Consider the following 25,381-nt stretch of genomic DNA (forward strand, 5'->3'; position numbering starts at 1 on the left):
ATCTATCTGTTCAGTCATGTACACTACCTATTTTACAAATCAATGCCACCTACGACCAACCTCAAAGCAAATCTTTACAAAAACAAAACAAATCCACGTTCTGCTTTCAGTGTAGCATGCGCCACGCATACAAAAAACCTCGTCTGCCATGGCAGACGAGGTAAGCCCTCAGTTGAGGACGTTCAGGACGGAGCGGACCGAGTCGGCTGAACGCTGTAGCGCCGCCGTTTCGGCTTCCGTCAATTCAAGTTCGAGCACACGTTCGATTCCGTTCGCACCAAGAATCGTCGGAACACCGAGATACAAGTCGTGGAAACCGTATTCGCCGTCGAGATACGCGATGGCCGGTAAAATACGCCGTTGATCTTTGAGAATCGCTTCGACCATCTCGACGATGGCCGCGGCCGGCGCATAGTAGGCCGATCCGTTCCCGAGCAGTTGGACGATCTCACCGCCGCCTTTACGGGTCCGATTGACGATTGCTTCGATGCGGTCGGTCGGCAACAATTTCTCGAGCGGGATTCCTCCCGCATACGAGTAGCGGATGAGCGGGACCATGTCATCCCCGTGCCCGCCGAGCACGAATCCAGAAACGTCCTTCACGGATATATTCAACTCCGCAGCGACGAACGTCCGGAACCGGGCCGTATCAAGCACACCGGATTGACCAATGACCCGCTCTTTCGGGAAGCCCGACTCTTTGAAGGCGGCATACGTCATCGCGTCGACCGGGTTCGTCAAGACGATGATAATCGCGTCCGGCGAGTAACGGGCCACTTCTTTCGTGACCGCCCGCATCACTTTGGCGTTCGTCGAGACGAGGTCGTCCCGGCTCATGCCTGGCTTGCGCGCGATTCCCGCTGTGATGACGACGATATCCGAGTCCGCCGTTTCGGCATAGTCCGACGTCCCTGTAATCCACGAGTCAAACCCTTGAATCGGCGCCGTCTCTTGCATATCGAGCGCTTTTCCTTTCGTCGGGTTCTCGTTTTCTTTGATATCGAGCAAGACGACGTTACCGAGTTCTTTTTGAGCCAAATACAGTGCCGTCGTGGCCCCCGTGAATCCGCTACCGATAACCGAGATTTTATTGCGACGAATCATTGTGCTCTCCCCCTTGGTTTAGCTGATGTCTTACATGTTTTTAATTAATTCATCCGCAAACTCTGAACACTTCACTTCTGTCGCGCCGTCCATGAGACGAGCGAAATCGTATGTGACGACTTTCGAGGCGATCGTCTTCTCCATCGAGTTGATGATGAGGTCAGCCGCTTCGTTCCAGTTCATATGACGAAGCATCATTTCACCAGACAAGATGACCGATGACGGGTTGACCTTGTCGAGGCCGGCATACTTCGGTGCCGTACCGTGTGTCGCTTCGAAGATAGCATGGCCCGTCACGTAGTTGATGTTCGCTCCAGGGGCGATCCCGATTCCGCCGACTTGGGCAGCGAGCGCATCCGAGATGTAGTCACCGTTCAAGTTCATCGTGGCCACGACATCGAACTCACGCGGACGTGTCAAAATCTGTTGCAAGAAGATATCAGCGATTGAATCTTTTACGATGATTTTGCCTTCTGCTTCTGCTTTCGATTGCGCTTCATTCGCAGCCGCTTCGCCTGATTCTTCTTTGATACGGTCATACTGCGCCCATGTGAAGACTTTGTCGCCGTACTCTTCTTCTGCAAGCTCATAGCCCCAGTTTTTGAAGGCGCCTTCTGTGAACTTCATGATGTTTCCTTTATGAACGAGCGTGAGCGATTTACGGTTGTTCGCGATGGCGTACTCGAGCGCCGCACGAACAAGACGTTTTGTTCCTTCAGACGAGATTGGCTTGATTCCGATTCCAGACGTTTCTGGGAAACGGATTTTGTTGACGTTCATCTCTTCTTTCAAGAATGAGATCAACTTCTTCACTTCGTCGCTACCTGACGCGTATTCGATTCCTGCGTAGATATCTTCTGTGTTCTCACGGAAGATGACCATGTCTGTATCCTCTGGGCGTTTGACCGGTGAAGGGACGCCTGTGAAGTAACGGACCGGGCGCAAGCACGTGTACAAGTCAAGTTCTTGACGGAGTGCTACGTTGAGTGAACGGATTCCGCCGCCGACCGGTGTCGTCAATGGACCTTTGATGGCAATCAAATATTCACGGATTTGATCGAGTGTCTCGTTTGGAAGCCATTCGCCTTTTTGGTTGTAGGCCTTCTCCCCAGCGTACACTTCCATCCATTCGATTTTCTTCTCGCCGCCATATGCTTTTTCGACAGCCGCATCAAAGACGCGCACTGATGCGTTCCAAATATCAGGTCCTGTGCCGTCGCCGATGATAAATGGAATCGTCGGTACGTTTGGTACGTTTAATACACCGTTTTCAACTGTAATCTTTTCGTTTTGTGTCAACATAATGAATCCCCCTAAGTACATTTATGTAGGCCGACGCGAGCGCCGACCTACGTCAATTGTTAGTTTACCAAAGTTTATGTCTAAATTGTGACTCGAACTTCTCGTTCGGCGTCAATTAACGCTCGTTCACCGGGACGTATGACCGGTTCGTCTCGCCGATGTATTCAGCGCGAGGACGGATCAAACGGTTGTCCGCGTACTGCTCGAGGATGTGGGCAATCCAGCCCGACATGCGTGAGACAGCAAAGATCGGCGTGAACAACTCTTCGTCGAGGCCGAGCGCGTAATATGTTGACGCCGAATAGAAATCGACGTTCGGTTTCAAGCCTTTTTCCGTCTCGACGAGATGATCGATTTTCTCAGACATCTCGTACCATTCCGGTTCGCCGATTTGAGCAGTCAATTGGCGGCTCATCTCTTTCAAGTGTTTCGCGCGTGGGTCGCCGTCCTTATAGACACGGTGACCGAAGCCCATGATCTTCTCACGGCGTTCGAACTTGCCGCGGACGTAGTCTTCGACTTTGTCGACCGATCCGATTTCATGAAGCATCTTCATGACCGCCTCGTTCGCACCTCCGTGGAGCGGGCCTTTAAGGGCGCCCATCGCCGCCGTCACACCAGAATAAATATCCGACAATGTGGCAACGCAGACGCGGGCCGTGAACGTCGAAGCGTTCAATTCATGGTCGGCGTGAAGGATGAGTGCCTTGTCAATCGTCTTCTCGGCGACCTCGCTCGGCTCTTCTCCATTCAACATGTACAAGAAGTTGCCCGCATAAGACAAGCCCTGTTTTGGTGCAACCGGTTGTTCGCCTTTACGAAGACGAGCGAATGCCGTCACAATCGTGGCGATTTGCGCTTGGAGACGAATCGCTTTGCGCATGTTCGCTTCCGGACTCATATCTTCAGACTCTTCATCATAAAGCGCGAGCTGTGAAAGTGCAGTCCGAATCGTCGCCATCGCATTGGCCGATTTCGGTGCCCGTTTGAGCGTCGCGATGACGTCTTCTGGCAATTTGGCTTCTTTCACGAGCGCTGCTGAGAGCTCAGTTAATTCATCTTCTTTCGGAAGGCGGTCGTTCCATAATAGGAAAACAACCTCTTCGAATGTGGCGTGGTCTGCCAAATCGTCAATCGTGTATCCTCCGTAAGTCAATTGTCCGTCGATAATCGAACTGACTTTTGAGGCCGCTGCCACAATTCCTTCTAAACCTTTTGTCGTTGACATCAATAACTCCCCCTCAGTCTTTAAAAGTGATCGACCGCATATACAGTCTGTGTGTAGGGAATAAGGGCGAGGAGTCGAAGACTCTCCCCAATCCGTTTCGAGCTCGCTCCACCCTGTCCTTTATCTAGTATAAACAATTTACTGAAAAAAAGAAATGTAAGCGTATCCAGCCGTCAAAAAATGTCAGAACCATTTTTGTAACAGGCTAAATCCACCTAAAATCAAGGCGGCGATGCCGGCTCCGACGAGCGGTCCGACCGGCACGCCTTTCATGAAACCGACGGCCAGGATAGTCCCAGCGAGCAATGCCGTCGTCACGACGGGGTCGACCCGCATCAGTTGGACCCCTTGGCCGGCGGCGAGCGCGACGAAGATTCCAGAGGCGAACGCGATGATGCCGACTGGACCTTTAATACTATTCCACAATTCCCGGAATCCGATATCGCCGGTCGCAATCGGCACGAGGACGGCAATTGTAATAATCGTTACGCCCCAATGGATGCCTTTTGAGGCGAGCGTCGGGAACAATTGGTCGCCGAATCCGACCGCTTTAATAATCAAGAGGACGCTGCTGGCGATGATGACCGACTGGTTATGGGAGATAACCCCAATCAATACGAGCAACAGCAAGAATAAATAGGCACTCATCACACACTCTCTTTCTGAATGGAAAAAGAACCGACCTCATGAAAAGGTCGGTTCGATTGGCATTCGATTACGCGTTGTAGATTTTACCAGTAAGTGGGTCGATTGAAATCATCTGTCCGTCGCGGAACGTTGATGTCGCTGATTCGACACCGACGATAACCGGCTTGCGGAGTGATGGTCCAACGATACCGGCATGGCTCGTCAATCCACCGTCTTCTGTGATGATTCCAGCCGCTTTTTCAATCGCTGGCATCATTTCTTTATCTGTGAATGGTGCGACGAGGATCATGCCCTCTTTCGCTTTCGCATTCGCTTCGTCTGCATTGTTCGCAACGACGACTTCACCGACGAGACCACGCTCACCGATCCCACGTCCGTTTGCGAGGGCGTGACCGACGATATGAACTTTCATCATGTTTGTCGTACCAGCAGTCGCAGCCGGGATACCAGCCGAGATGACGACGAGGTCACCGTCTGTAACGAATCCAGCGTGACGAGCTGCTTCTGAAGCTTGTACCAACATCTCATCCGTGTTGTTCGGCATCGTGTCAGCCACGATTGGGTACACGCCCCAAACGAGGTTCAATTGACGTGCCACACGCTCTGACTCTGTGACCGCGATGATGTTCGCCTCTGGACGATACTTCGCTGTACGAGCAGCCGTGTAACCTGATTGTGTCGGTGTCAAGATCGCTTTCGCGTTCAAGTTGATTGCCGTGTGGGCAACCGCTTGTGAGATCGCATCCGTTACCGTGTGCTCACTGCGCTTCTGACGATCTTTGAGCAAGTTTTTGTAGTCGAGCATTTGCTCAGTACGAACAGCGATTGCTGCTTGCATTTGAACTGACTCGATTGGGTAGTCCCCTGCTGCCGTCTCACCTGAAAGCATGACTGCGTCCGTACCATCGAGGATGGCGTTGGCAACGTCAGATGCTTCCGCACGTGTTGGACGCGGGTTGCGTTGCATTGAATCAAGCATTTGTGTAGCCGTGATGACCGGTTTCCCGAGGTCGTTACACTTCTTGATCAATTCTTTTTGAACTGGTGTGACTTCTTCTGTTGGGATCTCGATTCCGAGGTCACCACGAGCGACCATCAAACCGTCAGAAATCGCCAAGATTTCGTCGATGTTGTCGACACCTTCTTGGTTTTCGATTTTTGGATAGATTTTGATGTGTGACGCGTTGTTGCGCTCGAGAAGTTGACGAATCTCAACGACGTCAGACGCACGGCGTACGAACGATGCCGCGATGACATCGATGTCTTGAGAAATACCGAACTCGATGTCGGCGATGTCTTTGTCTGTAAGGGCAGGAAGGTTCACTTTGACGTTAGGCAAGTTGACACCTTTCTTCGTCTTGATGACGCCTTCGTTTTCGATGACGCAGCGAAGGTCACGGTTCGGGAGTTTCTCAACGACAAGGAGACCAATGAGTCCGTCGTCGAGCATGATGCGTGAACCGACTTCAACGTCTTCGTACAAGCCTTCGTACGTGACTGAGAAACGATCTTTCGTTCCGACGATTTCTTCTGTCGAGACGATGATGACTTCTTTGCCTTTTTCGAGGAGTGCTTTTCCTTCTTCAAACGTATGTGTACGAATTTCAGGACCTTTCGTGTCAAGAAGTACCGTCACGACTTTACCGGCAGCTTTTGATGCTTCGCGAATGTCACGGATACGTGCGCCGTGCTCTTCATAGTCACCGTGTGAGAAGTTGAGACGAGCGACGTTCATTCCGGCTTCAATCATTTCTGGAAGACGTTTCTCTGAAGCTGGTCCAATCGTACATACAATTTTCGTTCTACGCATAAATAAAAACCTCCTAGGGGATGTATTACATTTACACACAGAAAACGGGGGGTCAACCGACCTGATCCCGTCTCTGTGGAGTTCACTGCTACTCGTTAAATCGAAAGTTGGTTCGAAAGATCAATCAACTGCATATCAATCGAATGTTTGTTATGGTCGAGCGCTTCATCGATATCAAGATCCATCATCTTACCGCCGCGGATACCGACAACACGTCCGGCTTTGCCTTCGAGTAAAATCTCAACGGCATACGCACCCATGCGGCTCGCAAGCACACGGTCAGCAGCAGTCGGGGAACCGCCGCGTTGGATATGTCCAAGAATCGTTACACGCGTCTCTGAGTTTGTCTTCTCAGCGATCATTTTTCCGATTTCTTCGGCACTGCCTGCGCCTTCGGCGACAACGACGATCGAATGTTTCTTACCGCGCGCCACACCATGGTTGATGCGGTCGACGATGGCACTCAAATCTTCTGGACGTTCTGGGACGAGGATTGACTCGGCACCACCGGCAAGACCGGCATAAAGTGCGATGTCACCTGCATCACGACCCATTACTTCGATGACGTACGTCCGCTCATGCGACGACGCCGTGTCACGGATTTTATCAATCGCGTCAAGCGCCGTATTGAGCGCCGTATCGAACCCGATTGTTGCATCCGTTCCTGGGATATCGTTGTCAATCGTTCCTGGAAGCCCGATTGTCGGGAATCCAAGTTCCGTCAACTTCTGGGCGCCACGGTAAGAACCGTCGCCCCCGATGACTACAAGCGCGTCGATATTGAATTTCTTCAACTGCTCGACCGCTTTGGCACGGCCCTCTTCCGTTCTAAACTCAGGGCAACGGGCAGAACGTAAGAATGTTCCTCCACGCTGGATGATGTCACCGACAGAACCGAGGTTCAATTCAACGAGATCTCCTTCGATTAGACCTTGATAGCCGTTATACACACCGTACACTTCTAGACCTTCGAAAATCGCTTTTCGGGTCACGGCACGGACTGCAGCGTTCATTCCGGGGGCGTCTCCCCCACTTGTCAATACCGCAATACGTTTTAAATTCACGTCACTCACCTCTTATGTGTTTTAACGAAATCTGAAAATAAAATACCATGTCTGACCTTTGTTTTACAACACAAGTATGTGAAAAAAAAGCATGGGGTATGCTCAAAAGCAGTCAACTCGTGAGTGATTTAACGTGAACGCAAAGCGATTGTTAACGTTTTCACGAGCCAATTGTGCCAATTTCATGATATTTGGCAGCGCGCCCTTGCAACAACTCGTTTTGAGTCCGTCCTCGCAACTCAGTCATGTGTTGTGCTAATACAGGCTTTAAGAGTGATGACTGTAATGACACATCGATATGGGCACCACCAAACACCTCGGTGACGACTTCATCGACAATCCCTAAATTCAACAAATCTTGTGCCGTAATCTTCATCGTTTCCGCAGCGCGTTCCGCAAGCTTCGCGTCTTTCCAAAGCAGGGCAGCCGCGCCTTCTGGTGAAATGACCGAGTACGTGCTGTTTTCAAGCATGAGCAACCGGTCGCAAACACCAATCCCGAGCGCACCGCCCGATCCGCCTTCCCCGATGACAATCGAGATAATCGGAACTTTCAACGTCGCCATTTCAAACAAGTTGCGGGCAATCGCTTCGCTTTGTCCACGCTCTTCGGCCGCTTTCCCAGGGTAGGCGCCTTTTGTATCGATGAACGTGATGACCGGACGATTGAACTTCTCTGCTTGCTTCATGAAACGAAGCGCTTTGCGATAGCCTTCTGGATGTGGCATCCCGAAGTTGCGTTTCATGTTCTCTTTCGTGTTCCGCCCACGTTGATGACCGATAATCGTCACCGGGACGCCGTCGAGTGTGGCCAATCCCGCTACAATCGCAGCGTCATCATAGCCGTGACGGTCACCGTGCAACTCGATGAAATCCGGGAACAGGCGATCGATATAATCGAGCGTCGTCGGGCGTTTCGGATTTCGCGCCAGCTGCACGCGATCCCACGGTTTCATATTCCCATAAATGTCTTTTTCTAATCGATGAAGCTTCGCTTCAAGGTGACGGATTTCACGGGATAAATCGATTCCTTTCGTCTCCGCCGTCTCACGCAACTTCCCGAGCTGTTCATTTACTTCTTTGATTGGATCAAACATGATGGACCTCCCCGCCGTGTAACACGATCATCTTCTTCAAGAACGAACGCATCTGTTCACGATGAACGACGGCGTCCAATTGACCCGCTTCTAATAGAAACTCGGCAGTTTGGAAGTTGTCTGGCAATTTTTCACGAATCGTCTGTTCGATGATGCGACGACCGGCAAAGCCGATCAACGCTCCAGGTTCGGCGACGTTCACATCACCAAGCATCGCGAAACTCGCCGACACGCCACCTGTTGTCGGATGCGTCAAGTAGGCGACATACAGAAGACCCGCCTCGTCATGTTCTTTCAAGGCGATTGACGTATTGGCCATCTGCATCAAGCTGACCATGCCTTCTTGCATGCGGGCACCGCCCGAGGCCGTGAACAAGACGACCGGCAATCCGTCTTTCGTCGCGGTCCGGACCGCCGAGGCGATTGCTTCTCCGACGTAGGCGCCCATCGACCCCATACGGAAACGGGCATCCATGACGCAGACGACGACCGGGAGCCCATCGATTGTGGCACGACCGCAAACGATTGCTTCCTCAATCCCAGTTCGTTCCCTGTCTTTTTTCAATTTATCTTCATAATCTGGAAAATCAAGCGGGTTCTCTTTGACGAGCGGTCCCGCAAATTTTTCAAACGATTGACCATCGACCAACATGTGAATCCGCTCATCTGCACTGAGCGGGAAATGGTAGCCGCAATCACACACTTTATGATTCTCGTTTAACTGTTTCGTGTAATGCATATATTTACAAGATGGACATTTCGTCATCAAGCCTTGTGGTGCATCAATCTTTGGTTCTCGTTGACGCAATGGCATATATCGTTTAGGTTTCTTGAAAAAAGCAGTCATCGCTTCCCCCTCGTTCATTCCGGCATCCCCGCCCCACGCCACATCTCAAACAATCGTCTACGTTCGTCTTCCGTATATAGGTCGCCTGCGTCCGTGCCGTCATAAAACCGGTTCACTTCGCTCCAGATTCGAATGAACAGTTCATTCTTTAATCCGAAGATAAGGTTTTGCCTGAAGGCGCGGTCCGTCTCAACGCTCGACTCGAGCAACGCGATGCGTTCCGGGGTCGGTTCGACCTCCGTCAACGCCAAGCGCTCAAGCAAACGCAACATATCGACGATGTCCGACGCCTTCGTCTGTTTCGTGACGATGAACTCTGACAAGATTTCAATGTAACGGTGCCGATCCTGTTCACACAAAAACGTGCCGCCGCCGTGTTTCGTCTCAACAATCCCAAGGAAGCTGAGAGCCCGTAATGCTTCACGGACTGACGCACGGCTGATGGACAGCGTTTCAGCGAGTTCCCGTTCTGACGGGAGACGGTCGCCCGGCTCGAGTGCGGCCTGGACGATTAACGTTCTGATTTTAGAAATGTTTTCGTGAAATGAGGATGCGTGTTTTCCATGCATCTGACCGTTCAACTCCCTTTTGGATGGCATTATCTCTAAAGTGGTCAGACCAATTAAACAGATTATACCACTTTTTATGACTTGGTACTAGTTCCCGTGCCGGGCAATTTCGAGTCGACCCGTTTCAACACGACATCCGTATCGCCGAACCGTTGCCTCAATCCTTGCAACAATGCTTCTGTCGGATTGACGGCATATGTCGAGGCGAGTTGTTTCACTTCTTTCGAATCAGAGAATCGGCAAATGACGGGGACATCCCCTGGCGCTGTTCGCAATAGTTCTTCAAGGTCGGCGAACGACTCCAGACGCAATCGGACAAACAACGCTTGGCCGTGGAGAGGCCGGACGCGTTCGACGACGAGTTGGCGACGCCCGTCCCGTTCATTCGGATGCACCTCGAGCAAGAGGACGTTCCCGACGTAAAGTGAACGAGAGAATTGGGTGAACACGCGTGGAAAAATCACGACCTCGTCTTGCGAGACGCCGTCATCGACCATGACAACACCCATCTCTTCATTCTTTTTCGTCTTGAACGTACGAATCGCATCGACATAGACGACGATGAATCCCCGTTCGCCGTTCAACACTTCATCGATCGTCACCGTCTCAATCGAGAGCGGGGCGACCGTCGTCAACGGCGAGTGGACGATCCACGTCCCGAGTGCTTCCCGTTCTTCTTCGGACCAATTCGGCTCGATTGGTGCCGAGCGCTTCAAACCGAGTGCGGACAGCTCATCTGGGAGCAGATGCGTCTCTGTCTCCTCGCGAAGCCGTTCAACGGCCTCGAACGCACGGTGGCGATCGCCGTGATACATCCGGTCGAGGGCACCGGCTCCGAGCAGGCGCCGCAACTTCGGCTGGTCTTTCGAGCCCCACTCCATCAGTTCGAGCAGACGTTTTACGTCGGTGAATTCGGAATGGTGTTCAATCAACCGTTCGACGTCGCGTTTCGTCAAGCCTTGGACCGCCTTCAACCCGAGACGGACCCCTGGCCCTTCTAAAAAGGCCCCGGCTTGGCCATGAAGGACGTCCGGCGGATAGACGGGAATTTTCCCTTTTCGCAGCATGCGAACGAGTTGGTTCGTCTTGTCGTACGTAACGAGATAAAAAATCCGCTCGAAGTGCGCCTTCACGAAAGCCAAGCGATAACTGATTAAACTGTAGGCCACCGCGTGCGAACGGTTGAAACCGTAGCCCGCGAACTTCTCAATCCACGAGAATACTTGTCGCATCGAGTCGCTGTCGAACCGCTCCGACGAACGTTCCAAGAATCGACTCTTCTCAACGTCGATGGCCGCTACATCTTTCTTGGCGATGGCACGGCGAATCAAATCGGCCTCGGCATACGAGTAGCCGGCAAGTTCTCGCAGGAGGCGCATGACTTGCTCCTGATAGACGAGCACGCCGTTCGTCGTACGCATAATCTCACCGACGACCGGGTGGACCGGCTGATGCGGCATGCCATGCTTTCGCTTCGCATACGTATCGATAAACTGCATCGGACCTGGACGATAGAGCGACATCGTGACGACGATATCCTCGAACGTGGTCGGCTTCACTTGCCGGAGCGCTTGTTTCATCCCTTCCGATTCGAACTGAAAAATCCCGTCCGTGTCACCGCGAGCGAGCACCCGCAACGTCTTGGCGTCATTCAATGGAATCGTCTTCAGCGAGAACAGTTCATCCGTCTCGCGAATGAGCGTCTCCATCTGACGGAGTCTCGTCAAGTTGCGCAGGCCGAGCAAATCGATTTTCAACAGGCCGAGCGCTTCGAGATCCTTCATATTATATTGGGTCACTTGCTCCCCTGCTGTCGGCTGTAACGGGGTGACGTCATCAAGCGCGTCACGACTGAGTACGAGTCCGGCCGCGTGGACCGAGGCTTGACGGGGCAATCCTTCGAGCTGGGCGGCGATGTGTAACAGTTGCGACCGCTTCTGACTGCCGGCGAACCATTTCATCTTCGTCGGATTGGCCAAAATCCCGGCCAACCCGTCGTCTTTCACTTGTTTGCTGGCCGCCTGTCCTTCTTCAAGCGTCAGCCCGAGCGCCCGCGCGACATCACGTAGCGCCGCTTTCGCGCCGAACGTCGCGAGCGTCCCGATTTGGGCGGCGTGGTTGGCCCCGTATTTATCGAGGACATAGCGGACGACCTCGTCGCGCCGCTCGTCTTCGAAGTCTAAATCGATATCCGGCATCGTGATTCGTTCCGGGTTCAAAAAGCGTTCGAATAACAGCTCGAACCGGACCGGGTCGACCTCGGTGATGTGAAGCGCGAAACTGACGAGTGATCCGGCCGCGGACCCACGCCCCGGACCGACTTCAATGCCTTGCTCCCTAGAGTAGCGGACGATGTCCTCGACGATGAGGAAATACGAGGCGAAACCGGTCCGCGCAATGACGTCGAGTTCATAGCGGGCTCGTTCGATATATTCCTCTTGGAACAAGTCGAGCGCCTTTAATCGTTCGGCGACGAGACGCTTCAGTCGGTCGATCGCATGTTCAATCTCTGGAATCGACGAGGTCGCCTCCGGCAAGCGTGTGACCGAGATGAGGGATTCGAACTCGTCCAACGCCTCAAGCTCGATCGGGTCGAACCAATCGTTCATTTCGCTCGGCAGTCTTACGTACTTTCCTTTCCGATGCACATCTTCTTGTGAGATGAGCTCGCCTTCACCGATGGCGACGATGGCGCGATACGCCTCGAAATCCTCCGGTCTCATGTAACACGTGTCCGGGGCCGGTACGAGTCGTGTCCCCAGTTCGTCACGCATCTCGCGTAATTGCCGGAGCATCAGCGTCTGTTCCGTCGACTGCGGCGCCGGCAACCCGAGCCACAGTCTGTCTTCATTCACATAACCGAGCAAATGGTTATAGAGACGGCGACGGTGAACCGGGTCGTTCGCTTTCCAGTTCTCCGGTAAGATGAGCACCGCCAGTTCGGTCGCTTCGGTCAAGCCATCGGCCTGGACGATGCGATACAGTTCGGGCACTTGTTCATCGGTCAACGCATAGACGAGAACGGAGACGTCGAATCCATCCATTCGTAGCGTCGTCCGTAATCCAATAACGGGTTTAACCGCATAGCGTTCACATAACCGGACGAATTGCGGCAAGCCATATAATGCATCGTCGGCCAAGGCGACCGCTCGGCTCCCCCGCTCGGCCATTTGGGCGACGTACTGTTCGAGCCGAATCGTACTTTGCATCAAGCTATAAGCCGATCTTACATTCAAGTGGATCACAAGAGTCCCCCTTTCTTTTTTCACAATTGTCAAACTCATTTTGGCACTTGTCTGATACAATAATTATAGACAAAACTTCTCCTAAAAGGGGGTATAAACCGTATGATTATTAATCGGGGTAAAATCGCACGTGACAAGCTAGAGAATTTACAGAACGGCCAGACCGTCTTCGCCGATAGTCCGGAGATTATCGAACGACTCCGTCGTTATATCACCGAGTATCAACTCGATGTCGTCGAGGATGTGACCGACCGTGGTACGTGGTTCATTCCACAAGAAGAGGATAAACGCTGAAGAGAGCTGACCAACGGGTCAGCTCTCTTCAGTTTCGAACGTGAACGGGGCCGCGACTTCATCGAGCGCCATGATCACCTCGTCCATCTCTTCCCATTTATAGATCGTGGCACCGGCGGCCATCGGATGACCACCGCCGCGATAGCGTTTCGCCACTTCATTGATGACCGGCCCTTTCGAACGGATCCGGACACGAATCTCGTCCTTGTTCTCGACGAACATGACCCAACACTTCAGCCCTTCAAGGCCAGAGAAGCTGTTGACGAGCAGCGACGCCGCTTCCGGTGTCGCATGGAACGTGCGCAAGACGTCTGCATCGATTTTGACGTAGCCGACACCCGCGTCGGTCACATTGACGTTTTGTAAGACATAGCCTTGGAGTTGCAACGTCGCCAAATTCGTCTTATACATTTGACGATACAACCGGTTCGTATCGATACCATGGTTAATCAGTTCGGCCGCGACTTCGAACGTACGTGGCGTCGCGTTGCGGAACTGGAACCGTCCCGTGTCGCCGACGATTCCGGCGAACAACAAGAATGCGGATGCCTCGTCAAGTTCAAGCCCCCAAATCCCTGCAAGTTCAGCAATCATCTCTGAGGTGGAACTGACCGTCGTGTCGACGATTTGATGGGTCGCATACGCATCTTCGTCAGGGTGGTGATCAATCTTGACGACCGTTTTGCCGGTCAAGGCGTGCGGCCCATCGATTCGTTCATGGTTAGCCGTATCGAGCACGATGACGAGCGCCTCTTGATACATCTCCGGTTCGACATGCTCCATCTTACCTAAAAACTCTAAATCACGGACGATACCGCCGACGACATAGACCTGCTTTTCCGGATAGGCGACTTCAAGAATCCGCTTTAATCCGAGCTGACTCCCGAGTGCGTCAGGGTCGGGACGGACGTGTCGGTGAATCATAATCGTGTCCGCCGCTTCAATCAATTTCAATATCGTTGCTGCCTCTGGCCAATGTGCCATTGCCATTCCTCGCTTTCTTGAACACTATTCTATGGTATGATGATAACAGATTACACGTCTGAAAGGGGTTTCTTCACTTGGGTCAATTAGTTATGATCGGACTCATTCTGTTTTCGCTAGGCGCCTACTTCGTTTCCAAACGACGCGCTTATTTGACGAAGACACCGTACCGGAAAGCACTGTTCAACACGCAAGCGCTCATCTGGCTGAGCATGTTTCTCGCACTCTTCGCCGTCAACCAAATGGTTGGCGGACTCGGACTCGGCTCGACGATCGGTTGGATCGTCAGCATCGCTATGCTCGTCTTGGGTGTCGGCAACGCCATCGTCGGGTTCATTCGCTATCGTAAAATCTATCCGCTCGCTAGCGAAGAGCCAATCAACCAATCATAAGAGAAATAGAAACGAGCTGATGATGGCATCAGCTCGTTTTTTTGTTAGCGGTCAATCAATTGCGCCGTGACAAGCGCCTTGGCGACGAGTTGGGTGCCTTGTGTCATCTCGACATCGACTTTCCCGAACTTCCGGCCAAGGTCGAACACGTTGGCCGAGACGCGAATTTGACTCTCGATTTGAATAGGTTTCATAAAGTAGACCGTAATATTTTCGACGACGAGGTCGCCTTTTTTCATATGGCGCAGACTGCGGGTCGCTCCTTCGACGAGCAACGTCGTCAACACCCCTGACGATGCCGTCCCCATGTGGCTCGTCATCTGTGGAGCGACCTCGACGGTGAACGCCGTCCCGTTCGAAGCCGGATCTTCTTTCAACTGGTTCGTGATCATATTGTCGAACGTCTCGCCGACTTGCGGTTGGCGGTTGGCGAGTTGGAGCGCCTTCAACACGTCTTGGCGGCTGATGATACCGAGCAGACGGCCATAGTTATCAACGACCGGCAACATCTCGATGCCTTCCCAAACCATTTGGTGAGCCGCATTGGTGACGCTCGTCTGAACGCCAACCGTGATCGGGCTCTTCGTCATCACTTTCTCGATCTCGGTATCATGCGGCCGGTCGAGCAAATCTTTCGCCGTGATGACGCCGACGACTTTCATCTGCTCGTCGATGACGGGATAGCGGTTATGTTTCGTCCGTTCGTTCAGTTCGTGCCACCGTTTGACCGTATCGTCCACTTTCAAATAGAACGTGTCGTGCAGCGGGATGACGATATCCGAGACGAGTAGAATCTCTTTTTTAATCAAGCGGTCATAGATGGCCCGGTTGATCATCGTCGCGACGGTGAAACTGTCATACGACGTCGAGATGACCGGCATGTGATACTTATCGGCCATCCGTTTCACTTCATCGGTCGTGTCGAATCCCCCCGTGATCAACACGGCGCCACCGGACTGGAGCACAAGTTCATGCGCCTTTTCCCGGTTTCCGATGATGACGAGTGAGTCGACGTCGATATATCGCATCATCGCCTCAAGCTTCATCGCCCCGATGACGAACTTCGAGAGCGTTTTATGGAGCCCGTCTCGGCCACCGAGCACTTGCCCGTCGACGATATTGACGACTTCTGCGAACGTCAGCTTCTCAATGTTCTCTTTATGTTTACGCTTGATGCGAATGGTGCCGACCCGTTCAATCGTCGAGACGAAGCCTAAATTCTCCGCTTCCTTGATGGCCCGATACGCCGTTCCTTCTGATACTGCCAATTCCTTCGCGATTTGGCGGACCGAAATTTTAGATCCGACATCGAGCGACTCGATATGTGCTATGATCTGTTCATGTTTTGTTGTCATGTCACGAGTCCCTTTCCTCAATACATTTTCTGTCATCCTCAGTATACTGTATCAGTCTTCCTTCTTCAAACTGTACTACTGAAAATGTGACATTTCCTTTCCGTTTTGGAAAACGGTATAATGAAACAGAACGCCAATGAACGAGAAGGAAGGGAAACGAGTTGAATCAACGAACCAACCATATTGCACAATCTTTGGCCACTAAAGGGTTAGACGCTGCTTTTGTCACGTCGAAAGCATCAGTCTTTTATTTTTCGGGAGTATATGCCGAGGCACATGAGCGGCTCATCGCCATCCTCGTCTTGAAGAACGGCACGACCGCTCTCGTCTGTCCGGCACTTGAAAAAGGCATCGTCGAGGCGAGCGACTGGAATGGCGATATCGTCACGTACATGGACCACGAAAATCCATGGGACAAAGTCGTCAAACTGTTCCTCGACCAACAGATTATCCCCGAGCGCATCGGGATTGAAGGCGAGCATTTGACCTACAACCGCGTCGAACAGCTCCGCGCCGGCTTTGCCGGTCTCTCAATCATCGACTTGACCGAAGAGCTTCAGGCGCTTCGCATGATTAAGTCTCCGGACGAGGTCCGCCTGATGAAACGCGCCGCCGAACTCGCTGATATGGCGATTGAGGCAGGGATTCGCACCTTGCGTGAAGGCGTGACCGAGCTCGAGGTCATCGCCGAGATCGAATATGCGATGAAGAAACAAGGTGTCCGCGAGATGTCGTTCGACACGCTCGTCTTGTTCGGCGAGAACAGTGCCGATCCGCACGGCGTACCTGGTAACAATCGCTTGAAGAAAGGCGACTTCGCCTTGTTCGACCTCGGTGTCATTTGGCAAGGCTACGCCTCGGATATCACGCGCACCGTCGTCTACGGCGAAGCGAGCACGAAGCAACGTGAGATTTACGAGACCGTCCTTAAGGCCGAAGAAGCCGCCATCGAGATGGCGAACGTCGGGACGACGCTCGGATCCATCGACATCGCGGCTCGCCAAGTCATCACGTCGGCCGGCTACGGCGAATACTTCACGCATCGCGTCGGACACGGAATCGGCATCGAGGTGCACGAATTCCCGTCGATGGCGGCCAACAATGATATGACGGCCCAAGTCGGGATGACGTTCACCGTCGAACCAGGAATTTATCTCCCTGGCGTCGGCGGCGTCCGCATCGAAGACGATATCGTCATGACCGAGAGTGGTCCGATCTTGTTGACGAGTTATCCGAAGACGCTCCAAGAAATCAATTGAGTCACAACAAAGACCAGCCGTACGCGGCTGGTCTTTTTCACGGTCAATAAAAGAGTCGGAACATGACGTCACGTTGCGGCACATCATTCCGTTCCATCGCTTCCAGAAATGCCTGCTTGTCATAACGGACCGACTGCGGATGGATGGCGAAGCCTGTCTCATCCCACTCGAGGATGCCGTAACGGGCCAAATCGTCACGGGCGACACCGAGCGCACCGGGATTGAAATAATGTTTCGTGTCGTCATGGAACACATGCTCCGGATGATGATGCCCGAAACAGATGACGTCCGCTTCATAAGACCCATACAACGACTGCATGTTCGAAAGTGTCGCCTCGACGATGTCATGGAACGGCTCCTCGGTGATCGGCACGTCCCGCTTCTCGCTCGGGATATGATAATGAATCCCATATACCCGCGTACCCTCGACAACGCGTTCAATCGTACGCGGCAACTTCAAGAGCGCGTCCGCATAGTCAGGCCTAAGCGTGCGCGCCACCCACTCGTGATGCGGACGGGTATGGGCATAACTGTCAGGGTGACCCGTCCCGGCCATGAGCGACAAGACAGCCTCATCATGGTTGCCGGTGATCATGTGTACACCACGGTCGAGCAGACGTGCCATCACTTCGTTCGAGTCGGGCCCCATCGCGATCATATCGCCCAAACTCCAAATCTCGTCGACCTGCTGGCGATCGAGCTCGGCCAGCACCGCGTCGAGCGCTTGGACGTTTCCATGGATATCGGTCAACATGGCCAATTTCATGCGGTTTCCTCCTTATTTTCGGTATTGATGGACGACGTTGACACCTCCGGTCACATCGATGATGGCACCTGTGACCATATCGGAATCACGGGCGAGCAGGAATAGAATCATGCGGGCGATGTCTTCGCCCGTCCCGTGTCGTCCGACCGGGGTCTGGTCGTCCGGTTCGGCCGCTTCGATTCGCATTTCTTTTTGCGCGCCGACGATATTGCCCGGGTTAATCATATTGGCTGTGATGCCGTGTGCCGCTTCCTCGAGTGCGACCGATTTCGTCAAACTGACGAGCCCGGTTTTGGCGGCCGCGAAAGCCGACCGATGAACCCAGCCTGGTGCCGTCCCACTCTCCGGGAAGCCATATGTGATGATGCGGCCGAATCGTTTTGCCCGCATACTCGGGATAGCCCGGCGCATCAGCCAAAACGAGGCTGACAAATTGCCGCTGATGACCTCGTCCCACTCCTCGTCCGTCAAATCGACGAGACACTTCCGTTCGAAGATGTAAGGCCCGGCGTTCAAGATGAGCGCGTCCGGCTCTCCGAATTTGGCCACCGCCTCTTCATAGCCACTCAGGACAGCTTCGCGGTCCGTCAACGGGGCCTCGACCATATGTAACCGTTCATGTTGCCAATCGATCGGCTTCCGCTGCAATACACTGACGTGCCAACCTTCCTCCAATAATCGTTCCGTCACAATGCGGCCGATCCCTTTCGCACCGGCCGTGATGACTACATGTTTCATCGTCATCCCTCCTCTGTATCATCTTACCCGTTCCGCTTGCCCATTTCCAAACTTCAACCTGTTCCATCAGAAAGTTGTGAAAATTTCACACATTTCTGAAAGAACCGGGCGTGAATTGAAGCAGAAGTGGTATACTATACATGTAAGCCGCACGTACATTTCAAGCGAAAGGTTGGGATTTACATGGCAATTGTCTACAAACATATTCTATCTGCCGTCGACGGCTCGAAAGAGGCCGAACGTGCATTTGAAACAGCAATCGACGTCGCACTTCGAAACGATGGCAAACTGTATATCGGACACGTCATCGATACACGGACATTCGCCACGGTTGAAGCGTACGACCGGACGATTACCGAGCGTGCCGAGACGTATGCGAAAGAACTGCTCGAGGACTACGTCAATCGCGCGAAAGAACGAGGTGTCAAAGAAGTAGAGACGGTCATCGAGTACGGCTCTCCGAAAGTGACAATCGCTAAAAAAATCGCACCGAATCACGACATTGATCTCATCATCTGTGGAGCGACCGGGTTGAACGCCGTCGAACGCTTCTTCATCGGTAGCGTCTCTGAAAGCATCGTCCGCTACTCGAAGTGTGACGTGCTGATCGTCCGCCAATAACGTTTCAAGGGCCAACGCGCATGCGTTGGCCCTTTCGTGTGTAGTCGCTTATGGCATCAGGTTATCAATCGGTCGAACCGTCTCAGCCGCCAAATTACTGAACTCGCGAAGGTAATCGAGGTATCGATCGCCACCATAATTATAGAGTTGGTTATACATCCTGACGACGACGGTTCGATAAGCAGGAATAACCAATAGCAATGGCCCGGTGTTCCCAAGAATTTGATACGACCCAGCTGGTACAGCCTCCCCTAGTTCGCTCCACGCTTTCGGCTCGCCTTGGACATACCAAAACAGCCCGTTTGTCGGGAACGTTGAGTTGGGATATGCGGGACTTTGAATCGATGTCGCGAGACGAATCATTTCTTTCGGCACAATCTGAACTCCACGATGACGTCCGTTATTCAGATGAAGATTGCCCCATTCCGCGAATTCTCGCGCAGTCGTATGTAGGTTCGACCCCATTCCATCATCAAAAGGATACAACTTATACGACGCTTCCTCGTCAGGATCGTCAATGACTTTGACGAAACTCGGTGCCGCATCGGTCGCCCATTCCGTCCGCGAGAGTCCCATCGGCTGAAACACCCGCTCTCTTAATAAGTGAGTGAAGTCATATCCGTATAACCGTGTGAACTACTCACCACTTATTTGCTTCGCGAATTGAAGTGGGAGCTTCTTGGGAAGACCGTGCTTTGACCAGCCACGATTATGGGCCAAGCTCGTCGGGCAGTCCCTGCCCTGAGGTGTTTCAGTTGGCGAGGCGCAACAGGTTGAGGCTCGCGTTGACGTCGCGGTCGTGGTGCGCGCCGCACGCGGCACACGTCCACTCCCGAATTTGTAAGTCTTTCTTGCCGCCGTTCTCGCCACAGCTCGAACAGACTTGGGTCGAGGCGAACCACGGGTCGGCCTTGATCAGCGTCCGGCCGTAGAATTTACATTTATATTCGAGTTGTCGGACGAACTCGCCCCACCCGGCGTCCCCGATTGATTTCGCCAGGCGGCGGTTTTGCATCATCTCCCTCGGCTTCAGCGTCTCGACCACGACGACTTGGTTCTCGTCGACGATGCGTCGCGACAGCTTGTGGAGGAAGTCGTGCCGGCGGTTCCGTACCTTTTCATGCTTTTTAGCCAAAAGGAGCCGGGCCTTCTCGCGGTTCCGGCTGCCGGGCTTCTTGCGGGCGAGGGCGCGCTGCGCTTGTTTGAGCCGATCTTCGGCCTGTCGCAGGTTGCGCGGGTTCGCGATCTTCTCCGTGACGAAATCGTCGTTCGTCATGGTGGCGAAGTGTTCCAGCCCGAGGTCGATCCCTATGTTGTGCTCGGCCGGGCCCCACGGCTCGTCATCCTGCTCGACGAGGAGCGACACGAAGAACGTGCCCGTCCTCGTCATCGACACGGTCGCCGAGCGGATCTCCCCGTCGAAGCCGCGATGCTGTGTGAACCGGATGAACCCGACCTTCGGCAGACGGACTTTTCCCGTCTCGATGCGGATCGTGCCGTGCTGGTTGTTCGTCGTGTAGGACGCGCGCGATTTCCGTCTCGACTTGAACACCGGGAAGCCGGCCGTCCCGGCGAAGAACTTCGCGAACGCCGCGTCGAGGTGCAGCTTCGCGTTCGCGAGCGCGAGGCTGTCCGCCTCGCACAGGAACGGGAACAGCGGCTTGTAAGAGGCCGGTGTCGGCGGTTTCCGCCTCGGTCCGCCTGCCGCCTTCGCCTCCTCGTGGATGGTGATGCGGTCCTCGAGCAGCTTGTTGTAGATGAAGCGGGCGCAGCCGATCGTCTTGATCAGGAACTCGGCCTGCGTCGCCGTCGGGTGGAGCCGATATCGGTAGCCCTTCAGCATGTCCGTCCCTCCTTTGCCCGGTACCAGGATGATGCTTGTCCCATTCCGATACCCGCGGAGGGGGCGAGGAAATCTGACGGAATCACGAACTTTTGTTCGTCGTCCTGTCACAGCGGTGGCCAAGGGCGTCGGGGACGGGCGATTCATCTCCTACCTACGCTGGGCCGTGCCCCGAGACGCTTAGAGGAGGGAGAATTCTCGCCTAATTTAGTTAAAAAAGGGCCACCGCAAATGCGATGGCCCCTCGTTCACGTATTATAACACTTTGACAGTAACCGTCTTACGACCGAAGTTGAGGGCCGCACTTTGTGAGTACATCAAGATGTCGATTTTGTTACCTTTGATGGCGCCGCCTGTGTCAGCCGCTGTGTATGTGCCCATCAACTTCCCGCCGACGTACACTTGTACTTTCTTACCGAGCGGAATGACGCGCGGGTCGACAGCGACGACGTTACGTTTTTGTGCCCGTACGTTCCAGCCTAATGCCGTAACGCCTGAACATCCTTTGCAGTACGGTGTGTAAGCCGATGCGTTCATCGTATATGTTTTCACACTAGCCTTCGCGACCGTTTTCTTCACGGTGCGTAAGTACTTTGTAGCGATCCAACCTGACTTGCCTTTGTAGTTGACGCGAATCCAAGCTCCTTTTGAGCCAGTGCGTTGAAGTTGTTGTCCTTTATTGATTTTCCCAATCACTTTACCGCTGAGCGTCCCTGCCGAGCGGACGTTCAATCCGTTGACTTGGCTTTGTACGTAAACTTTTGAAGACGCCTCAACTTGTTGTTGGGGTAAGAGCATAGCGAGTGTCATGACCGTCAGTAGTAAGACCGTTCCAATTTTTTTGAGCATGTGGTTTGTCCTCTCCTAGTCGGTTTGTTCGTTGTAAGTTCGTGTTGTCGAATCTGTGGTGCTGTTCCAGTTGAAACATGTCGTATCGATTACGGAATGTTTCGTCCAGATAACTATATGACGAATCGTATGACCGTGCGTTTACAACTAAAATTCATTTGAGTGTCAGCTAAGTTACGATTACATTACAAAACCGCCATCTTTTAAGGGAAGATGACGGCTTTGATAAAAATCTTTAGGTTTCGTCATATTAATTCCCAATTAAAGGGATTAATATATCTGCTTTGTTACGGAAACCATGTTTTCTTACGTCAAATGTTACAAACGAGCACTTTCGATTCGGCCCATCGTCACAAAACCATCTCATGCCGTATGCCAAAAGCACTAAAAAAAGCCCGTCCCGTATGAATACGGAACGGACGTTGTAACAGCTTAAACGTGTGATTCGACGAGGTTGGCGATGCGAACAGTATCGCGTGCGATGACCAATTCTTCGTTCGTCGGGATGATGATGACTTTGACCGGTGAGTGCGGGTAGTTGATGAACAACTCTTTGCCGCGTGCTCCGTTGTTGAGTGATGGATCCCAGTAGACGCCCATGAACTCAAGGCCACGAAGGATGCGCTCACGGATGACGTCAGAGTTTTCTCCGACACCAGCTGTGAAGATGATTGCATCGACACCGTTCATCTCTGCCGCATATTGACCGATATAGCCGTGGATGCGGTTCGAGAAGATTTTGAGCGAGACTTCGGCACGGTGGTTGCCTTCAGCCGCTGCTTGCTCGATGTCACGCAAGTCACTCGAGATACCCGAGAGACCGTAGACACCTGACTCTTTGTTCATGACGTTCAATACGTCTTCAGCCGACTTGCCAGTCTTCTGCATCAAGAACGGGATGAGGGCCGGGTCAAGTGATCCCGAGCGCGTTCCCATCGTGATTCCTTCGAGTGGCGTGAAGCCCATCGTCGTGTCAATCGAACGACCGCCGGCAACCGCTGCGATTGATGCACCGCTACCGAGGTGGCATGAGATTAAACGAAGGTCTTCAAGCGGACGACCGAGAAGCTCTGCCGCACGTTGCGTGACGTACTTGTGGCTCGTTCCGTGGAAACCGTACTTCCGGACGCCGTGCTCCGTGTAGTACTCGTACGGAAGGCTGTACAAGAAGTTCTCTTCCGGCATCGACTGGTGGAACGCCGTGTCGAAGACCGCGACTTGCGGTACGTTCGGTAAAATCGTTTGGAACGCACGAATCCCCGTCAAGTTTGGCGGGATGTGGAGCGGTCCGAGTTCGACGAACGATTCGATGTTCTTCATGACTTCATCGTCGATAACGACCGAATCCGCGTACAACTCTTTTCCGTGAAGGACACGGTGACCGACGCCTGCGATTTCGTCGAACGACTGAATGATATCAAGGTCAATCAATTTTTCGAGCGAGAGCTCGACCGCTTCTTTATGTGAATGAAGCGGTGTGACGATATGGAACTTTTGTCCTTCGCCATATTTAATCGTGAAGATCGCATCTTCTTTTCCGACACGCTCGACGAGCCCGACGGCGAGCATCTTCTCAGATGGCATTTCGAGAAGTTGGAACTTTAATGACGAACTACCTGCGTTGACTGCCATAATTTTTGTCATGTCATACACCTCTTACCTTTCGATTTAAACACGAGTCTTTATCTGTTCTCTTAAAAACCGATAACTGTATCATAATGAAGATACTTGATATGGCATATGTTTTTCAAGTCTTTTGCCCAATAAAAATTATGTTGTTTTAAACCAATCGTCAATCTGTTTCACAATATTGGCAACAGCACGCACATCCGTGAACGATGGCAACTCGACGAGGAGTGCTTGTTTCGGGCGTTTGACGCCTTCCCCAAGCTTTTGTAACATCAATAGGCTTTTCGCATATCGCTCGTCTTTGAACATCGTCGTCGGTAATTGAAGAACACCTTTGACGACAGCCTCACGGTCCATCCACTGTTTTAATTTCCCTTCGTCATCCTGTTCAAACAAATTGTTCGGGATGACAAAAATCCCGTGACCGCCTGGTTTCAAGTGACGCATCGCCTGCTCGATCAACAAGAAGTGCGAGTAAGAATGGCCTTCATCCCGTTTCAAGGCGTAGCCAGACGCCATGTCATCGTTCGGATAATAGCCGATCGGCAAATCGACGAGTGCCAAGTCGCTCGGCTCGACGAACAGCGGTGCGAGTGCGTCTTGATGGAAGTACGATACCGGCTTCCCGAGCAGGTTGCTGATTGCGTAAGACAGACGCAGCATCGTCTCATCGACTTCGACCGCCTGTGCGGTGGCATCTTTCAATTGTGTCAACACGGCGTGGACGAGTGTCCCCGTCCCGCTACCGAGCTCGAGCACGTTCGCCCCGTCCTTGACGAGTTTCGTCGCCAAGTACCCGATGAACAGGCTGACGGCGTCCGGCGTCGGTTGATGGTTCGGCGGGAGTGTCGTCGTCTCCTCGAGGACGAGCAGACTGACGGCTTTGCGGACATCATCCGTTTTCTCCTGTTCGACATTGACTCGCTCAAACACTTCAATCAATGCCTCGAGCGGCAATAAGTCAAGGTCTGTCGTCAGCTTCTTCGCTTCTTTCTTCCAATCCCGATACAGTTGTTCAAATCGTTCCATCTTCGATCATCCTTTCCATACAAAACCGGCCCTCTTGTGGAGAGCCGGTCGGTTCACTTCTATTAGTGTAAGCGATTCGTGGTCGTTTCGCCAAGCGAATCAGTTCGCAGCGTCAAACGCCTCGAGCGCCGCATCGAAATCAACTTCCTCAGTCATCTCATCCATGTACTGGACGTACTGGACCGTACCGGCCGAGTCGATGACGAATACCGAACGTGCGAGAAGACGGAGTTCTTCCATCAATACGCCGTACGATTTCGCGAACGATTGGTCGCGGTGATCCGATAACATGACGACATTATCAAGTCCTGACGCCGCACACCAGCGACGCTGTGCAAACGGTAAGTCGTTTGACACCGTCAAGACGGTACCGCCGAGCGATGACGCCTTCTCGTTGAATGCGCGTGTTTGCGTGTCACAGACACCTGTGTCGATCGATGGAACGACACTAATCAATTTCTTGCCTGGGTATGACGCGAGCGTCACCTCTTCAAGTGCCGTCGTGAGCGCTGTAAAGTCCGGTGCAGTATCTCCGACTTTGACCGGGTTCCCTTGCAGTGTAACGGTATTGCCTTTAAATGTTGGCATCGTTTCATCCCCTTTTGCATGATTTATACTTCTTCATCATAGCGATGGCGCCGTCTCGATGACAAGCATCCTGCCTCAGACGGCCTGATTGTGATTTTCCCTATATCGAGCGTCTAAAACG

The 25,381-nt window shown here is 52.8% G+C and carries 23 protein-coding genes and 1 pseudogene; 4 read left to right on the forward strand and 20 right to left on the reverse strand.

Features of this window, described 5'->3' with window-relative positions:
- Positions 1–168: 168 nt before the first annotated feature.
- The 10 genes from mdh to dnaE all read right to left on the reverse strand — a co-directional run bounded on the left by mdh (position 169) and on the right by dnaE (position 12,913).
- On the reverse strand, positions 169–1,104 hold the full coding sequence (mdh, locus tag KNP68_RS01760) for a malate dehydrogenase (RefSeq protein ID WP_021065625.1): 936 nt from the start codon (positions 1,102–1,104) through the stop codon (positions 169–171).
- 30 nt (positions 1,105–1,134) lie between these two features.
- Complete coding sequence (icd, locus tag KNP68_RS01765) at positions 1,135–2,403, reverse strand: NADP-dependent isocitrate dehydrogenase (protein WP_029595182.1); 1,269 nt, start codon at positions 2,401–2,403, stop codon at positions 1,135–1,137.
- Positions 2,404–2,521: 118 nt separating this feature from the next.
- Positions 2,522–3,634 carry a citrate synthase gene (citZ, locus tag KNP68_RS01770; protein ID WP_214798509.1) on the reverse strand — a complete coding sequence of 371 codons (1,113 nt, stop codon included), beginning with the start codon at positions 3,632–3,634 and terminating at the stop codon, positions 2,522–2,524.
- 183 nt (positions 3,635–3,817) lie between these two features.
- The gene (locus KNP68_RS01775) at positions 3,818–4,282 is read right to left on the reverse strand and encodes a DUF441 domain-containing protein (protein WP_021065622.1); all 465 of its coding nucleotides are present in this window, start codon (positions 4,280–4,282) and stop codon (positions 3,818–3,820) included.
- A 67-nt stretch (positions 4,283–4,349) separates the two neighbouring features.
- A complete protein-coding gene (gene pyk / locus KNP68_RS01780; protein WP_021065621.1) occupies positions 4,350–6,092 on the reverse strand; it encodes a pyruvate kinase in 1,743 nt (580 codons plus the stop codon).
- A 95-nt stretch (positions 6,093–6,187) separates the two neighbouring features.
- Positions 6,188–7,156: a 6-phosphofructokinase gene (gene pfkA, locus KNP68_RS01785; protein WP_029595181.1), complete on the reverse strand. Its 969-nt coding sequence runs from the start codon at positions 7,154–7,156 to the stop codon at positions 6,188–6,190.
- A 160-nt stretch (positions 7,157–7,316) separates the two neighbouring features.
- Positions 7,317–8,252 carry an acetyl-CoA carboxylase carboxyltransferase subunit alpha gene (locus KNP68_RS01790; RefSeq protein ID WP_021065619.1) on the reverse strand — a complete coding sequence of 312 codons (936 nt, stop codon included), beginning with the start codon at positions 8,250–8,252 and terminating at the stop codon, positions 7,317–7,319.
- Positions 8,245–9,099: an acetyl-CoA carboxylase, carboxyltransferase subunit beta gene (gene accD / locus KNP68_RS01795; RefSeq protein WP_029595180.1), complete on the reverse strand. Its 855-nt coding sequence runs from the start codon at positions 9,097–9,099 to the stop codon at positions 8,245–8,247. The genes KNP68_RS01790 and accD overlap by 8 nt, the downstream gene beginning before the upstream one ends.
- A 14-nt stretch (positions 9,100–9,113) precedes the next feature.
- On the reverse strand, positions 9,114–9,668 hold the full coding sequence (locus KNP68_RS01800; RefSeq protein WP_214798511.1) for a FadR/GntR family transcriptional regulator: 555 nt from the start codon (positions 9,666–9,668) through the stop codon (positions 9,114–9,116).
- 74 nt (positions 9,669–9,742) lie between these two features.
- A complete protein-coding gene (gene dnaE, locus KNP68_RS01805) occupies positions 9,743–12,913 on the reverse strand; it encodes a DNA polymerase III subunit alpha (protein WP_371819302.1) in 3,171 nt (1,056 codons plus the stop codon).
- A 102-nt stretch (positions 12,914–13,015) separates the two neighbouring features.
- Here dnaE and KNP68_RS01810 point away from each other — a divergent pair, with 102 nt between their 5' ends.
- Entirely contained in the window at positions 13,016–13,207 is a 192-nt protein-coding gene (locus tag KNP68_RS01810; RefSeq protein ID WP_021065615.1) for a YtzJ family protein, read from the forward strand.
- An 18-nt stretch (positions 13,208–13,225) separates the two neighbouring features.
- Here KNP68_RS01810 and KNP68_RS01815 read toward each other — a convergent pair whose 3' ends face one another.
- The gene (locus KNP68_RS01815) at positions 13,226–14,191 is read right to left on the reverse strand and encodes a DHH family phosphoesterase (RefSeq protein WP_058764551.1); all 966 of its coding nucleotides are present in this window, start codon (positions 14,189–14,191) and stop codon (positions 13,226–13,228) included.
- A gap of 77 nt (positions 14,192–14,268) precedes the next feature.
- Between KNP68_RS01815 and KNP68_RS01820 the strand changes: the two genes are divergently transcribed.
- Positions 14,269–14,583 (forward strand): YtpI family protein, encoded by a 315-nt coding sequence (locus tag KNP68_RS01820; RefSeq protein ID WP_235045157.1) that lies wholly within the window; start codon positions 14,269–14,271, stop codon positions 14,581–14,583.
- A gap of 44 nt (positions 14,584–14,627) precedes the next feature.
- Here the strand turns inward: KNP68_RS01820 and KNP68_RS01825 are convergent, their stop codons facing one another.
- Positions 14,628–15,938, reverse strand: coding sequence for a DRTGG domain-containing protein (locus tag KNP68_RS01825; RefSeq protein WP_021065612.1), 1,311 nt, complete (start codon positions 15,936–15,938; stop codon positions 14,628–14,630).
- A gap of 161 nt (positions 15,939–16,099) precedes the next feature.
- Between KNP68_RS01825 and KNP68_RS01830 the strand changes: the two genes are divergently transcribed.
- On the forward strand, positions 16,100–17,197 hold the full coding sequence (locus tag KNP68_RS01830; protein WP_029595176.1) for a M24 family metallopeptidase: 1,098 nt from the start codon (positions 16,100–16,102) through the stop codon (positions 17,195–17,197).
- Between the two features lie 43 nt (positions 17,198–17,240).
- On the opposite strand, the gene KNP68_RS01835 is transcribed toward KNP68_RS01830, so the two are convergent.
- The gene (locus tag KNP68_RS01835; RefSeq protein WP_214798515.1) at positions 17,241–17,963 is read right to left on the reverse strand and encodes a metallophosphoesterase family protein; all 723 of its coding nucleotides are present in this window, start codon (positions 17,961–17,963) and stop codon (positions 17,241–17,243) included.
- Between the two features lie 12 nt (positions 17,964–17,975).
- Complete coding sequence (locus tag KNP68_RS01840) at positions 17,976–18,701, reverse strand: SDR family oxidoreductase (RefSeq protein ID WP_021065609.1); 726 nt, start codon at positions 18,699–18,701, stop codon at positions 17,976–17,978.
- 183 nt (positions 18,702–18,884) lie between these two features.
- Between KNP68_RS01840 and KNP68_RS01845 the strand changes: the two genes are divergently transcribed.
- A complete protein-coding gene (locus KNP68_RS01845) occupies positions 18,885–19,322 on the forward strand; it encodes a universal stress protein (RefSeq protein WP_021065608.1) in 438 nt (145 codons plus the stop codon).
- A gap of 48 nt (positions 19,323–19,370) precedes the next feature.
- Here the strand turns inward: KNP68_RS01845 and KNP68_RS01850 are convergent.
- The 6 genes and pseudogenes from KNP68_RS01850 to tpx all read right to left on the reverse strand — a co-directional run.
- Positions 19,371–19,937: pseudogene (locus KNP68_RS01850) on the reverse strand (serine hydrolase); the annotation flags it as partial.
- A 136-nt stretch (positions 19,938–20,073) separates the two neighbouring features.
- Positions 20,074–21,165: an RNA-guided endonuclease TnpB family protein gene (locus KNP68_RS01855; protein ID WP_029595174.1), complete on the reverse strand. Its 1,092-nt coding sequence runs from the start codon at positions 21,163–21,165 to the stop codon at positions 20,074–20,076.
- 255 nt (positions 21,166–21,420) lie between these two features.
- On the reverse strand, positions 21,421–22,014 hold the full coding sequence (locus tag KNP68_RS01860; RefSeq protein ID WP_021065606.1) for a 3D domain-containing protein: 594 nt from the start codon (positions 22,012–22,014) through the stop codon (positions 21,421–21,423).
- 432 nt (positions 22,015–22,446) lie between these two features.
- Positions 22,447–23,658 carry an acetate kinase gene (locus KNP68_RS01865; protein ID WP_021065605.1) on the reverse strand — a complete coding sequence of 404 codons (1,212 nt, stop codon included), beginning with the start codon at positions 23,656–23,658 and terminating at the stop codon, positions 22,447–22,449.
- Positions 23,659–23,784: 126 nt separating this feature from the next.
- A complete protein-coding gene (locus KNP68_RS01870; protein WP_058764001.1) occupies positions 23,785–24,672 on the reverse strand; it encodes a class I SAM-dependent methyltransferase in 888 nt (295 codons plus the stop codon).
- Positions 24,673–24,771: 99 nt separating this feature from the next.
- A complete protein-coding gene (gene tpx / locus KNP68_RS01875; RefSeq protein WP_021065603.1) occupies positions 24,772–25,260 on the reverse strand; it encodes a thiol peroxidase in 489 nt (162 codons plus the stop codon).
- Between the last annotated feature and the right edge of the window lie 121 nt (positions 25,261–25,381).

Source organism: Exiguobacterium sp. s50, assembly GCF_018618175.1.
GTDB classification, from domain to species: Bacteria; Bacillota; Bacilli; order Exiguobacteriales; family Exiguobacteriaceae; genus Exiguobacterium; species Exiguobacterium chiriqhucha.